This is a genomic window from Streptomyces sp. Z26, from assembly GCF_003665095.1.
GTDB lineage: Bacteria > Actinomycetota > Actinomycetes > Streptomycetales > Streptomycetaceae > Streptomyces > Streptomyces phytohabitans.
On record NZ_RCHV01000002.1, the window covers coordinates 496,662 to 510,512 of the forward strand.

A 13,851-nucleotide genomic window follows, 5' to 3' on the forward strand; every position below is an offset into this window, starting at 1 on the left:
CCGGCTGCGGGCCCCCGCGCAGGGGCACCCGCAGCCGGTCCGTCTTCGTTACAGGTACTGACCGGTGTTGGCCACCGTGTCGATGGAACGCCCGGTGTCCGCGCCCTGCTTGCCGGTGACGAGCGTGCGGATGAAGACGATCCGCTCGCCCTTCTTGCCGGAGATACGGGCCCAGTCGTCGGGGTTGGTGGTGTTCGGCAGGTCCTCGTTCTCCTTGAACTCGTCCACGCACGCGGCGAGCAGGTGGGAGACCCTCAGACCCTTCTGGTTCTGGTCGAGGAGGGCCTTGATGGCCATCTTCTTCGCCCGGTCGACGATGTTCTGGATCATCGCGCCGGAGTTGAAGTCCTTGAAGTAGAGGACTTCCTTGTCGCCGTTGGCGTAGGTGACCTCCAGGAAGCGGTTCTCGTCCGACTCCGCGTACATCTGCTCCACGACGGACTGGATCATGCCGGCGACCGTGGTCTCGGGGTCGTCGTTGTGCTCCAGCAGGTCGTCCTGGTGCAGCGGCAGGGTCGGCGTGAGGTACTTCGAGAAGATGTCCCGCGCCGCCTCCGCGTCCGGGCGCTCGATCTTGATCTTCACGTCGAGGCGGCCGGGCCGGAGGATGGCCGGGTCGATCATGTCCTCGCGGTTGGAGGCGCCGATGACGATGACGTTCTCCAGGCCCTCCACACCGTCGATCTCGGAGAGCAGCTGCGGGACGATGGTGTTCTCCACGTCCGAGCTGACACCGGAACCACGGGTACGGAAGAGGGAGTCCATCTCGTCGAAGAAGACGATGACGGGCGTGCCCTCGCTCGCCTTCTCCCGGGCCCGCTGGAAGACCAGCCGGATGTGCCGCTCGGTCTCGCCGACGTACTTGTTGAGCAGCTCCGGGCCCTTGATATTCAGGAAGTAGCTCTTGCCCTGGGGCTTCCCGGTCACCTCGGCGACCTTCTTGGCGAGGGAGTTGGCGACGGCCTTGGCGATGAGCGTCTTGCCGCAGCCGGGCGGGCCGTAGAGCAGCACGCCCTTCGGGGGCCGGAGTTCGTGCTCCTTGAAGACGTCCGGGTGGAGATACGGCAGTTCGACCGCGTCCCGGATCAGCTCGATCTGGCCGCCGAGGCCGCCGATCTTGGCGTAGTCGATGTCCGGGACCTCTTCGAGGACCAGCTCCTCGACCTCGCTCTTGGGCACGACCTCGTAGACGTAGCCGGAACGGGGCTCCAGCAGCAGCGCGTCACCGGGCCGCAGCGTGATGTCCAGCAGGGGCTCCGCGAGGCGGACGACGCGCTCCTCGTCGGTGTGGCCGACGACCAGCGCGCGCTCGCCGTCCTCCAGCACCTCCTTGAGGGTCACGATGTCGCCCGCGCGCTCGTACTCCATGGCCTCGACCACGTTGAGCGCCTCGTTGAGCATGACCTCCTGGCCGCGCCGGAGGCCGTCCAGCTCCACGCTGGGGCTGACGTTCACCCGCAGCTTGCGGCCGCCGGTGAAGATGTCGGCCGTGCCGTCCTCGTTCGCCTGCAGGAACGCGCCGAAGCCGGCCGGGGGCTGGGCCAGCCGGTCGACCTCCTCCTTGAGGGCCACGATCTGGTCGCGGGCCTCGCGGAGCGTGTTCGCCAAGCGCTCGTTCTGCGCGGAAACGCCCGCCAGGTTCGTCTGCAGCTCGACGATCCGCTCCTCGAGAATCCGAGTGTGGCGCGGAGAGTCGGCGAGCTTGCGGCGCAGGACGGCGATTTCCTGCTCTAGATGGGCGACCTGGCCGGCCGGGTCTTCGGAACCCCGACCCGGTCGGATGCCGCGGTTCATGTCGTCGTCGTGGGCTGCCACGGTCCTCACCTCCTCCAAGGGGAGCTGGACGCTTCCTGACCCTACCTGGGCAGGTCCGGGTTGAAACCCCTAGATCACATGACGGTCGGGGTGTGTCCGATCTTCACCCTTGCGCGCTCCCTCACCACTGGGGAATACCCACCGATCGACTTCGGAAAGCTGTCCGGCTGTATCGTCGATCAGGTCAACACCCTTCAGGGGTGGCACTATTTCGTCACGAACGCACGGAACGGCGGACACCAGGATGAGCACCGGAAACGAAGCTCTCGAGGTCTGGATCGACCAGGACCTGTGCACGGGCGACGGGATCTGCGCGCAGTACGCGCCCGAGGTGTTCGAGCTGGACATCGACGGGCTGGCGTACGTGAAGAGCGGCGACGACGAGCTGCTCCAGGACAAGGGCGCGACGACTCCCGTGCCGCTGCCGTTGATACGCGACGTGGCGGACTCCGCGAAGGAGTGCCCCGGCGACTGCATCCACGTGCGGCGGCAGTCGGACGGCGTCGAGGTGTACGGCCCCGACGCGGACTGATCCCGTACGCGCACGCCGGAGACCGGGCGGCCCGCGTACGGACGGACGCGGGCGTACGGGACGCCGTCGCGAGCGCTCAGACGCTGCCCGCCACGGGGGCGGGGATCAGCACGAACTTCCCTTCCTTCCAGCGCCACTTGACCTTGCGCTCGCGGTCGGGGCAGCAGCGCGGCACGTCGGGCGAGGAGTAGCCGCGGAGGGTGGCCGACACCGTCGCCGCGCCGCCCGGGGTCACGGCGAAGTCGTCGGCGGTCATGCCCTCGCCCGGCGGCAGCAGCGTCGCGGCGATCCGCGGCCGCTCCCTCGCCCCGTCGGCGTGCGCGAGGACGAACATCCCGTTCGGTGGCGTACCCGTGGCGGCGGCGCAGCGTACGAGCGCGACGGTCTCGCGCTGCCCGTCCCCGTCGAAGTCGGCGGCGCCGTGCTCGAGGACGTCCACCGTGCCCCTGCCGTCGCCGGGGCAGCCGAGGGGATAGCGGGCGCTCGCCGGGTCGGGGGCCTTCCCGGTCGGTGCGGTACGGGCCGTCGCTCCGGACGGCTGGACCGCCGCGGACAGTCCCAGTACGGCGGCGAGCGCCACGGCGGTGGCGGCCCAGTGCACGGCACGGGAGCGGGTGTGCGGAAGGGGACCGGGACCTGCCGAGGGCTGCACGCGCTGCGTCTCCTGTGGGTGCTGGGGCGGCGGAGGTGCCCCGCATCGTGCCACACGTCACACCGCGGCGGAACGCCGGGGGCGGACGGAGAGCGACCCGCGGTCAACTCTCCGCCGCCGACGGCTACTTGCTGCCGCTGCCCGGCCCCGTGTAGTCCTCGCCGTACGAGCCCTTCGAGGGCCGACGGCGGCGCAGCGGCGGCTCCACGCCGTCCGCGAGACGGCGGGCGGTGAGAAGGAAGCCGGTGTGCCCGATCATGCGGTGGTCGGGGCGTACGGCGAGGCCCTCCACGTGCCAGTTGCGCACCATGCTCTCCCACGCCTGCGGCTCGTTGAACGTGCCGTGCTCGCGGATGGACTCCACGGTGCGGGCGAGCTGGGTGGTGGTGGCGACGTACGCGCACAGGATGCCGCCCGGCACGAGCGCCTTGGAGACGGCCTCCAGGCACTCCCAGGGCGCGAGCATGTCGAGGATGACGCGGTCGACGTCGGGCTCCGAGAGGTTGTCCTGGAGGTCTCCGACGGTGAGGGTCCAGGCGGGGTGCGGCTCGCCGAAGTAGCGCTCGACGTTCTGCCGCGCGATGTCCGCGAAGTCGGCCCGCCGCTCGTACGAGTGCAGCATCCCCTGGTCGCCGATGGCCCGCAGCAGGAAGGAGGAGAGCGAGCCGGAGCCGACGCCCGCCTCGACGACCCGCGCGCCCGGGAAGATGTCGGCCATGGCCAGCACCTGCCCCGCGTCCTTCGGGTAGACGACGGCGGCGCCGCGTGGCATGGACAGGACGTAGTCGGGGAGCAGAGGGCGCAGCGCGAGATACGCGACGTTGCCCGTGGTACGGACGACACTGCCCTCGGGAGCGCCGATCAGCTCGTCGTGCGGGAAGGCACCCTTGTGGGTGTGGAAGCTCTTCCCGGCTTCGAGCGTGAACGTGTAGTGGCGTCCCTTGGGATCGGTGAGCTGGACCTGGTCCCCGACCTTGAAGGGCCCGCGACGGCGGGCTGCACCGGTCGGTTCGGACATGGCCCCCAGCCTAACGGTCCCGCGGGGGCGCCCGTGACACGGGGCGTGGGCGTACGCCGTGACCGCGCCGGTCGCGCCTACGACGCGGGCTTCGCCATGGCCTCGACGAACGCCTTCTCCACGTCGCCCGTGGACAGCACGCCGTAGATCTCGCCGGTCTCCTCCACCACCAGGTACTCGGTGGCGGGCGCCGCCCGCAGGTGGTCGAGCAGCTCCTCCCCCGCCAGTTCGGCCGGGACGCGCATGCCCTCCTTGAGGTCCTGGGAGAGGGCGCTGACGGCGACCCACGGGCGGCGGTGCTCCGGTACGCCCGCGATGGCGGCCTCCCGTACGACCGCGACCGGGTCGCCCTGCCCGTCGACGACGACGAGGGCGCGGGCCCCCGCCTCGTTCGCGCGGCGCAGCGCCTCGGACAGCGGCGTCTCCGACTCGACGGGGACGGCGCGGCGGGTGAGCGTACGGGCGCGCAGGCCGGGGAGGCGTTCGCGCAGCCGCGCCATCCGGAGGCTGTTGCCCGCGCCGGTCCAGATGATCGCCGCGAGGATGGCGGCGAGCAGCGCGTCGGTGAGGCTGTCCATGCCGCCGACGCCCTCGTCGGTGTAGCCGCCCGCGTGGGTGGCCAGGGGGAAGCCGATCAGTACGGCGATGGCGAGCGCGCGGCCGGACCAGGCGGCGGCGACCGTACCGGTCATGGGCTTGCCGCTGATCTTCCACACGACGGCGCGCAGCATGCGGCCGCCGTCGAGCGGGAGTCCGGGCAGGAGGTTGAAGACGGCGACGATGAGGTTGGAGATCATCAGCCCGGCGAGCAGCACGCCGGGGACCGTGTCCGACTCGACGGCCTGCATGCCCCCGTAGAACAGCCCGGCCAGTACGAGCGACAGGAGCGGCCCGACGAAGGCGAGGACGAACTCGCGGCCGGGTGTCTCCGACTCCTTCTCGATCTCCGACACCCCGCCGAAGAACTGGAGTTGGATACGGCGTACGGGCAGCTTGAAGCGGAGCGCCGCCACCGTGTGGGCCAGCTCGTGCACCAGCACGGAGGCGTAGAAGGCGACCGCGAAGAAGAGCGCGATGAGGTACCGGACGGCGCCCAGCTCGGGGAGCACGCGGTCCAACTGCCCGCCGAACACCCAGGTGATGAGGGCCGCCACGAGGAACCAGCTGGGTGCCACGTAGACCGGCACGCCGAAGGGGCGGCCCATCAGGATGCCGCCGCTGGTGTACCTGCCGCGACCCGGGCCGTCGCCGTCACCCCCGCCGCCGGATGTGCCGGGCCTGTCGGGCCCCTCGCCGTGGGGTCCGTCGCCGTTGTCCGTGTCCGCCACGGGTTCCTCTCTGCCGCTGTCCCCGGCACCCACCGCTGCGAGCACCGGGATCCCGCAGTGCGGGGACGTCTGCCGTCGATGGTATGCGCCTGTTGTCGGTGGTGGGCCGTAGGGTCGTGGCCCATGACGAGCTTTCCCCCCGCCGCGGGGAGCGAACGGCCCACGGACACGCCGAGTTCGGGAGGTGGCCGCAGGCCCGCGGCACCGACCTCGCTGTCCCCGTCCAGAGCCGGGGACTTCATGCAGTGCCCCCTGCTCTACCGCTTCCGGGTGATCGACAAGCTGCCGGAGAAACCTTCCGCGGCGGCCGTACGGGGCACGGTGGTGCACGCCGTGCTGGAGCGCCTGTTCGACGCGCCCGCGGCGGAGCGGAGCGCGCCCCGCGCGCGGGCCATGGTGCCGCGGGAGTGGCGGCGGCTGCTGGCGAAACGCCCGGAGCTGGCCGAGCTGTTCGCGACGGACACGGCCGGCGAGACGGACGGGGAGGCGGCGCTCGCGGAGTGGCTGGCGGAGGCGGAGGCGCTCGTCGAGCGCTGGTTCACGCTGGAGGACCCCACCCGACTGGAGCCCGCGGAAAGGGAGTTGTTCGTCGAGACGCGGCTGGATTCGGGGCTCCGGGTGCGCGGCATCATCGACCGGGTGGACGTCGCCCCGACCGGCGAGGTCCGCGTCGTCGACTACAAGACGGGGAAGGCGCCGCGGCCGGAGTTCGCGGGCGGCGCGCTGTTCCAGATGAAGTTCTACGCGCTGGTGCTGTGGCGGCTGCGGGGCTCCGTGCCGCGCCGTCTCCAGCTGGTCTACCTGGGCAGCGGGGACATCGTCACGTACGACCCGGAGGAGGCGGACCTGGAGGGCGTGGAGCGGAAGCTGCTCGCGCTGTGGGACGCCATCGAACGGGCCACGGAGACGGGTGACTGGCGGCCGAAGCGCAGCAAGCTGTGCGGCTGGTGCGACCACCAGCGGCACTGCCCGGAGTTCGGCGGCACTCCCCCGCCGTACCCGCTGACCGTGCAGCCGCGGCTGCCGGAGCCGCGCGACGGGTCGGAGGGCGACGGGTCGGACGCGTCGCCGGACACCGCCTAGGTGAGAATGGGGGCGCGTCCCGCCTGCCCTGCCGTGAAGGAGATCCCGTGGCAATCCGCGTCCTGTTGGTCGACGACCAGCCGCTGCTGCGCACCGGCTTCCGGATGATCCTGGAGGCGGAGGGCGACGTCGCCGTCGTCGGCGAGGCCGGGGACGGCCTCCAGGCGCTCGACCAGGTGCGGGCGCTCCAGCCCGACGTGGTGCTGATGGACATCCGGATGCCGCGGATGGACGGGGTGGAGGCGACCCGGCAGATCACCGGTCCGGCGAAGGACGGTCCGGCGAAGGTGCTGGTGCTGACCACGTTCGACCTCGACGAGTACGTGGTGGAGGCGCTGCGGGCGGGCGCCAGCGGCTTCCTCCTCAAGGACGCGCCGGCGGGCGAGCTGGTGCAGGCGATCCGGGTGGTGGCGGCGGGCGAGGCGATGCTGGCGCCGTCGATCACGCGGCGGCTGCTCGACAAGTACGCGGGGAAGCTGCCGTCCGGCGACGAGCCGGTGCCGGACACCCTGCACACGCTCACCGAGCGTGAGGTGGAGGTGCTGAAGCTGGTGGCGCGCGGGCTGTCGAACGCGGAGATCGCCGCGGACCTCTTCGTCAGCGAGACGACGGTGAAGACGCACGTGGGGCACGTGCTGACCAAGCTGGGCCTGCGGGACCGGGTGCAGGCGGCGGTGTACGCGTACGAGAGCGGGCTGGTGCGGCCGGGCGCGCAGTGAGCGGGCGCGGCACGACGTGAGGGAGGACCCCGCCGTGGTGGCGGGGCCCTCCCTCGTACGCGGTCCCAGGTCCCGGCCTCAGGCCCCGGTGTCAGGTCCCGGTGTCAGCCGGAGACGCCCCGTTCCAGCTCCCACAGCTGGAGCGACGAGGAGCTGTTGAGCGCCCACTCGACACCGGTGATGTCGTCGCCCGCCGCGATGTACTGCTTGCCCTGCCACAGCGGGAGCAGCGGCACCTCGTCCGAGATGATGTCCTGCATCCGGCCGAGGTCCTCGGCGGTGCTGGCGCGGTTGGTCTCCTTGCGGGTCTTGGGGAGGAGGTTGTTCCGGATCTCCTTGTTGACGTAGGGCATGTTGAGGAAGTTGCCCTTGTCGAAGAACGGCCCGATGAAGCTGTCCGGGTCGGGGAAGTCCGGGAACCAGCCGTAGCCGTAGACCTCGTACGCGCCCTCCTTGGCGTCCGTGCGGTACTTCTCCCACGGCACGCCCTTGACGTCCACGTCGAAGAGGCGGGTGGCGTTGAGCTGCTTCTGGAGCAGCTTGAACTCCTCGGCGGTGACGGCGCCGTAGTGGTCGGTGGTGTAGTGGAGGGTGAGCTTCACCGGGGTGTCGATGCCCGCCTGCTGGAGGGTGCGGCGGGCGGTGTCGGTCTTCGGGTCGCCGTACTCGTTGAAGAAGGAGTTCCGGTGGCCGGGGAGCCCGGTGGGGACCATGGAGTAGAGCGGCTCGGTGGTGCGCCGGTAGACGTCGCGGGCCAGGCTCTTGCGGTCGATGACCTCGGCCATGGCACGGCGGACGGCCTGCTTGCCAACCTCGTCGGAGTCGGTGTTGAAGACCAGGTAGCGGATCTCCTGGCCGGGCGTCTCGACCAGTTCGACGTCGTCGCTCTGGTCCTGCTTGAGGCGGTCGACCTGCTCCGGGGAGATGGTCCGGTTCATCACGTCGATCTTGCCGCTGGTGAGCGCCTTCTCCATGGCCTCGGAGGACTTGTAGAAGCGCAGCTCGATCTTCTCGTTCTTGATGTCGAGCGTGCCGCCGTAGTTCGGGTTCCGGGCGAGGACCGCCTCGGAGGCGCCGGACTCGAAGGACTCGATCTCGTAGGGGCCGGAGCCCACCACGTCGAAGCCCTTCTTGTAGCCCTTCTCCGGGTAGCTCTCGCTGTCCACGATCGCCCCGGCCGGGGTGGCCAGCTTGTACGGGAAGGTGGCGTCCGGGACCTTGAGGTGGAAGACGATCTCGGTGTCACTGGGCGTCTCGACCCGGTCGAGGTTGCTCAGCAGGTTGGCGGGGCCCAGCTCGCCACCGATGGCGAGCATGCGCCGTACGGAGAAGGCGACGTCCTCGGTGGTCAGCTCGTTCCCGTTGGAGAACTTGAGGCCCTCGCGGAGCGTGCAGCGGTACTGCTCCCCCACCTGGTCGGTGAACTCGCACTTGCGGGCGGCGTCCAGCTCCGGTTCGGTGCCGGACCGGGGTGGGCGCACCAGCGTCTGGAACGTGTTGCGCATGATGCTCCAGGTGCTGACGTCGTACGTCGCCGTGGGGTCGAACGGCGCCGGGGCGTCCTCGCTCACCGCGAACTGGTCCGTCGTGCCCACCGAGATGGTGTCCTTGTCGGAGTCACCACCGTCGGAGTCCCCGCAGGCGGAGGCCAGGAGGGCGAGCACACCCGCCAGGGCGGGCAGCACCAGGGTCTTTCGCTTCATCGTCGACGGTCTCCCTCGTCCGGCCCGGATTGCCGCTGTTCTATCGGCCGAGAAGGAGAGATTAGTGGTTGGGTGCCGGGATACCCGACGAGGCCCCCGTAACGGTCTGGACGCCCTCCGATAACCCTCGACACGGCTCCGTTATACGGACAGCGGATGATTCCACGCATTCACCGATGAAAGCAGACATCACAGACTACCCGCGATCGCCATCAATGCCCCACAGCACAGCAGACCGACCCTGTCGACAGAGCGGGAAGTGACAAAAGTCACTCTCGCCAACTGCGGTGCGGGGCAAGGGAATTCAATCGTCCGGATGGTGACGGAAAATGAGTGCGCCGGTGCCGTGTGTTTTCCCGCATTACCGTCGAACACCTCTCGCGTCACAGGCGCACCATTCGTCTACGTTCAGTGCGCGACCATCACCAGAGAGCGCAGGAATTCGAGATCGACTTCCTCCAGGGAGCGGACGACCGTACGCCCCGGGCCGGGCTCGATCGGCGCCACGGACGGCACCGCCACCACCCGGCAGCCCGCCGCCTCCCCCGACGCGACCCCCGTGGCGGTGTCCTCGAGCACCGCGCAGCGCGTCGGGTCCGCGCCGAGGCGCGCGGCGGCGGTGAGGTACGGGTCGGGGTGGGGCTTCGTGCGCGCCAGCTCGTCCCCCGCGACGGTGTAGGCGAAGTGCTCCGGGCCGAGCGAGCGCAGCATCCGGTCGATGACCGTGCGGTGCGAGGCGGAGACCAGCGCCGTGGGCACGCCGTGCGCGGCGAGTTCGGTGAGCAGACGGCGGGCGCCGGGCATCAGCTCGACGCCGCGCTCGATCCGCGCCACGAACGCGGCGTTGAGCAGCACGGTCAGCTCGTCGAGGGTGATCTCGGCGGACGTGGCGCCGATCAGGAAGCCCGCGCTGCGCGACATGGGCCCGCCGACCACGACGTGCCGCCACTCGTCCTCCAGCCGGTGCCCGAGCTCGGCGAACACCTCCACCTCGGCGTCCCACCAGAAGCCCTCGGTGTCGACCAGCGTGCCGTCCATGTCCAGCAGTACGGCCTGGAGTCCGGACCCGTCTTCGGGCCGGGTGACCGGGGCGGGGATCGTACTCGTCATCCGCATTCCTCCCGAGGGACGCGAAGGCCGGTCACCCGCCGCGTGTGACGCGGACGGGCGACCGGCCTCTACCGGACCGACCAGTGTACGACTCCCCGGCACGGTCTTCCGGCAATTGCCTCCGAACGGGCCGGAACGGGCGCGAGCCCCCTCCCCGTACGCCGCCGGTACGGGCTCCGACCGGCGGTGACCACCGTGCGTGACGGCGGCCACCGTACGTCGTGGCGGTTACCGTGCGTTGAAGTACTTCGCCTCCGGGTGGTGCAGCACGATGGCGTCGGTGGACTGCTCCGGGTGCAGCTGGAACTCCTCGGACAGCTCCACACCGATCCGCTCGGGCCGCAGCAGGTCCGCGATCTTCGCGCGGTCCTCCAGGTTCGGGCACGCGCCGTAGCCCAGCGAGAAGCGGGCGCCGCGGTACTTCAGGTCGAACATGTCCGTGATCTCGGCCGGGTCCTGGCCGGAGAAGCCCAGCTCGTCGCGGACCCGCGCGTGCCAGAACTCGGCGAGCGCCTCCGCCAACTGGACGGACAGGCCGTGCAGTTCGAGGTAGTCGCGGTAGGCGTCCCCGGCGAACAGCTCGGCGGTCGCCGCCCCGATCCGGCTGCCGACGGTGACGACCTGGAGGCCGACCACGTCCGTCTCGCCGCTGTCCTCCGGGCGGAAGAAGTCCGCCAGGCAGAGCCTGCGGCCACGGCGCTGGCGGGGGAACGTGAAGCGGGTGCGCTCCGAGCCGTCCTCGTTCAGCAGGATCAGGTCGTCGCCCTTGGAGTGGCACGGGAAGTAGCCGTGCACGACGGCGGCCTCCAGCAGGTTCTCCCGCTGGAGCCGGTCCAGCCAGCCGCGCAGCCGAGGCCGGCCCTCGCTCTCCACCAGCTCCTCGTAGCTCGGGCCGCCCTTGCGGGCCTCCTTCAGGCCCCACTGGCCCTTGAACAGCGCGCCCTCGTCCAGCCACGACGCGTAGTCCGCCAACTGGAGGCCCTTGACCACGCGCGTGCCCCAGAACGGGGGCGCGGGTACGGGGTTGTCGGTGGCCACGTCGGAGCGTACGGAGCCGTCGTTGACCTCCGGCTCGTCGACCACCGGGGTGTCGCGCCGGGCCACCCGGCGCTGCTTGAGCTCCGGCAGCTTCGCGCCGGGCACGCCGCGCTTGACGCCGATGAGCGCGTCCATCAGACGCAGGCCCTCGAAGGCGTCGCGGGCGTAGCGCACCTCGCCCTCGTAGATCTCGTGCAGGTCCTGCTCCACGTACGCCCTGGTGAGCGCGGCGCCGCCGAGGATGACCGGGAAGTCGGAAGCCATCTTGCGGGCGTTCAGCTCCTCCAGGTTCTCCTTCATGATCACCGTGGACTTCACCAGCAGGCCGGACATGCCGATGACATCCGCCTTGTGCTCCTCGGCCGCCTCCAGGATCGCGGTGACGGGCTGCTTGATGCCGAGGTTGACGACGTTGTAGCCGTTGTTGGAGAGGATGATGTCGACGAGGTTCTTGCCGATGTCGTGGACGTCGCCGCGGACGGTGGCGAGCACGATGGTGCCCTTGCCGTCGTCGTCGGTCTTCTCCATGTGCGGCTCCAGATAGGCCACCGCGTTCTTCATGACCTCGGCGGACTGGAGCACGAACGGCAGCTGCATCTGCCCGGAGCCGAACAGCTCGCCGACGACCTTCATCCCGGCCAGCAGCGTGTCGTTGACGATCTCCAGCGCGGGCCGCCCGGCCAGCGCTTCGTCGAGGTCGGCCTCCAGGCCGTTCCGCTCGCCGTCGATGATGCGCCGCTGGAGGCGTTCCTCCAGCGGGAGGGCGGCCAGCTCCTCGGCGCGGGAGGCGTTCATGGACTTCGCGTCCACGCCCTCGAACAGTTCCAGCAGCCGCTGGAGCGGGTCGTACCCCTCGGCCCGCCGGTCGTGGACCAGGTCGAGGGCGACCTGGACCTGCTCCTCCTCCAGCCGGGCGATCGGCACGATCTTCGAGGCGTGCACGATCGCGGAGTCCAGCCCGGCCTTGACGCACTCGTCGAGAAAGACGGAGTTGAGGACGACGCGGGCGGCCGGGTTCAGGCCGAACGAGATGTTGGACAGGCCGAGCGTGGTCTGCACGTCGGGGTGGCGGCGCTTCAGCTCGCGGATCGCGTCGATGGTGGCGACGCCGTCCTTGCGGGACTCCTCCTGGCCGGTGCAGATGGTGAAGGTCAGACAGTCGATGAGGATGTCCGACTCGCGGATGCCCCAGTTCGTCGTGAGGTCGTCGATGAGGCGCTCCGCGATGGCGACCTTGTGCTCGGCCGTACGCGCCTGCCCCTCCTCGTCGATCGTCAGCGCCATCAGCGCGGCGCCGTGCTCGGCGGCCAGCGCGGTGACCTTCGCGAAGCGGGACTCGGGGCCGTCGCCGTCCTCGTAGTTGACGGAGTTGATCACGGCCCGGCCGCCGAGGCGCTCCAACCCGGCCTGGAGGACGGGCAGTTCGGTGGAGTCCAGCACCAGCGGCAGCGTGGACGCGGTCGCGAAGCGCCCGGCCAGCTCGGCCATGTCGGCGGCGCCGTCGCGGCCGACGTAGTCCACGCAGAGGTCCAGCAGGTGCGCGCCCTCGCGGATCTGGTCGCGCGCCATCTCCACGCAGTCGTCCCAGCGGCCCTCCAGCATGGCGGTGCGGAACTTCTTCGAGCCGTTGGCGTTGGTGCGCTCACCGATCGCCAGGTACGAGGCGTCCTGCCGGAAGGGCACCGCCTGGTACAGCGACGCGGCGCCGGCCTCGGGCCGCGGCGAACGCTCCCCGGGCGTACGGCCGTTCATCCGCTCGACGAGCTGCCGCAGGTGCTCCGGGGTGGTGCCGCAGCAGCCGCCGACCAGGGACAGGCCGTAGTCGTCGACGAAGCCGTCGTGGGCGTCGGCCAGCTCCTCGGCCGTCAGGGGGTAGTGGGCGCCGTTCTTGCCGAGGACCGGCAGGCCCGCGTTCGGCATGCAGGAGATCGGGACGGTGGCGTGCTGCGCCAGGTGGCGCAGGTGCTCGCTCATCTCGGCGGGGCCGGTGGCGCAGTTGAGGCCGATCATGTCGATGCCCAGCGGCTCCAGCGCGGTGAGCGCGGCGCCGATCTCCGAGCCCAGCAGCATCGTGCCGGTGGTCTCCACGGTCACGGAGCAGAGCACGGGCAGGTTCGAGCCCAGGGCGGTCAGGGCGCGGCGGGCGCCGAGGACGGCGGCCTTCGTCTGGAGCAGGTCCTGCGTGGTCTCGACGAGCAACGCGTCGGCGCCGCCGACGATCATGCCCTCGGCGTTCTGCTGGTACGCGTCGCGCAGCGTGGTGTACGGGGCGTGGCCCAGCGTGGGCAGCTTCGTGCCGGGGCCCATGGAGCCCAGCACCCAGCGCGTACGGCCGTCGCCCGCGGTGAACTCGTCGGCGACCTCGCGGGCGATGCGTACGCCGGACTCCGACAGCTCGTGGATGCGCTCGGGGATGTCGTACTCGGCCAGTGCCGCGAAGTTGGCGCCGAAGGTGTTGGTCTCGACGCAGTCGACGCCGACCTCGAAGTAGGCGCGGTGGACGGAGGCGACGATGTCGGGGCGGGTGACGTTGAGGATCTCGTTGCAGCCCTCCAGCTGCTGGAAGTCCTCCAGCGAGGGGTCCTGCTCCTGAAGCATGGTGCCCATCGCTCCGTCCGCCACGACGACGCGGGAGGCGAGCGCCTCACGCAGTTCGTCCGCACGCGGATTCCGGGCGGAGGACGGGGTGCTGCTCGAGGCCATGGAAAAGCTCCCTGGGGTGCGACGGCTGTCGGCTGTGCGCGTGCCCGGTGGGGGCGGCGCATCCGTCCAGCGTATCGGCACGGGGCGCGCGGGGGCCCGTACGTTCCGCGTGCCGGACGGATGGGGCGTGATCCCGACTACCGGGCGGTC

Annotated in this window: 10 protein-coding genes; 3 read left to right on the plus strand and 7 right to left on the minus strand. The window is 70.6% G+C overall.

Annotated elements, in window-relative coordinates; all coding sequences use genetic code 11:
- Nucleotides 1-48: 48 nt before the first annotated feature.
- Nucleotides 49-1,815 (minus strand): proteasome ATPase, encoded by a 1,767-nt coding sequence (gene arc / locus D7M15_RS02260; protein ID WP_121515944.1) that lies wholly within the window; start codon nucleotides 1,813-1,815, stop codon nucleotides 49-51.
- Nucleotides 1,816-2,059: 244 nt separating this feature from the next.
- On the opposite strand from arc, the gene D7M15_RS02265 reads away from it, so the two are divergent.
- Entirely contained in the window at nucleotides 2,060-2,347 is a 288-nt protein-coding gene (locus tag D7M15_RS02265; RefSeq protein WP_121515945.1) for a ferredoxin, read from the plus strand.
- Nucleotides 2,348-2,423: 76 nt separating this feature from the next.
- Here D7M15_RS02265 and D7M15_RS02270 read toward each other — a convergent pair whose 3' ends face one another.
- From D7M15_RS02270 to D7M15_RS02280, 3 genes are all read right to left on the minus strand, one after another.
- The gene (locus tag D7M15_RS02270; RefSeq protein ID WP_121515946.1) at nucleotides 2,424-2,999 is read right to left on the minus strand and encodes a hypothetical protein; all 576 of its coding nucleotides are present in this window, start codon (nucleotides 2,997-2,999) and stop codon (nucleotides 2,424-2,426) included.
- Nucleotides 3,000-3,123: 124 nt separating this feature from the next.
- Entirely contained in the window at nucleotides 3,124-4,017 is an 894-nt protein-coding gene (locus D7M15_RS02275) for a tRNA (adenine-N1)-methyltransferase (RefSeq protein WP_121515947.1), read from the minus strand.
- A gap of 77 nt (nucleotides 4,018-4,094) precedes the next feature.
- The gene (locus D7M15_RS02280) at nucleotides 4,095-5,345 is read right to left on the minus strand and encodes a site-2 protease family protein (RefSeq protein ID WP_240649094.1); all 1,251 of its coding nucleotides are present in this window, start codon (nucleotides 5,343-5,345) and stop codon (nucleotides 4,095-4,097) included.
- A gap of 123 nt (nucleotides 5,346-5,468) precedes the next feature.
- Between D7M15_RS02280 and D7M15_RS02285 the strand changes: the two genes are divergently transcribed.
- Both D7M15_RS02285 and D7M15_RS02290 read left to right on the plus strand, forming a co-directional pair.
- On the plus strand, nucleotides 5,469-6,428 hold the full coding sequence (locus tag D7M15_RS02285; RefSeq protein ID WP_121515948.1) for a PD-(D/E)XK nuclease family protein: 960 nt from the start codon (nucleotides 5,469-5,471) through the stop codon (nucleotides 6,426-6,428).
- A gap of 47 nt (nucleotides 6,429-6,475) precedes the next feature.
- Entirely contained in the window at nucleotides 6,476-7,147 is a 672-nt protein-coding gene (locus D7M15_RS02290; protein WP_121515949.1) for a response regulator transcription factor, read from the plus strand.
- Nucleotides 7,148-7,251: 104 nt separating this feature from the next.
- Here D7M15_RS02290 and D7M15_RS02295 read toward each other — a convergent pair whose 3' ends face one another.
- The 3 genes from D7M15_RS02295 to metH all read right to left on the minus strand — a co-directional run bounded on the left by D7M15_RS02295 (nucleotide 7,252) and on the right by metH (nucleotide 13,701).
- Nucleotides 7,252-8,850 (minus strand): ABC transporter substrate-binding protein, encoded by a 1,599-nt coding sequence (locus D7M15_RS02295; RefSeq protein WP_121515950.1) that lies wholly within the window; start codon nucleotides 8,848-8,850, stop codon nucleotides 7,252-7,254.
- A gap of 408 nt (nucleotides 8,851-9,258) precedes the next feature.
- Nucleotides 9,259-9,960: an HAD family phosphatase gene (locus D7M15_RS02300; protein ID WP_121515951.1), complete on the minus strand. Its 702-nt coding sequence runs from the start codon at nucleotides 9,958-9,960 to the stop codon at nucleotides 9,259-9,261.
- Nucleotides 9,961-10,188: 228 nt separating this feature from the next.
- Nucleotides 10,189-13,701: a methionine synthase gene (gene metH / locus D7M15_RS02305; protein ID WP_121515952.1), complete on the minus strand. Its 3,513-nt coding sequence runs from the start codon at nucleotides 13,699-13,701 to the stop codon at nucleotides 10,189-10,191.
- Between the last annotated feature and the right edge of the window lie 150 nt (nucleotides 13,702-13,851).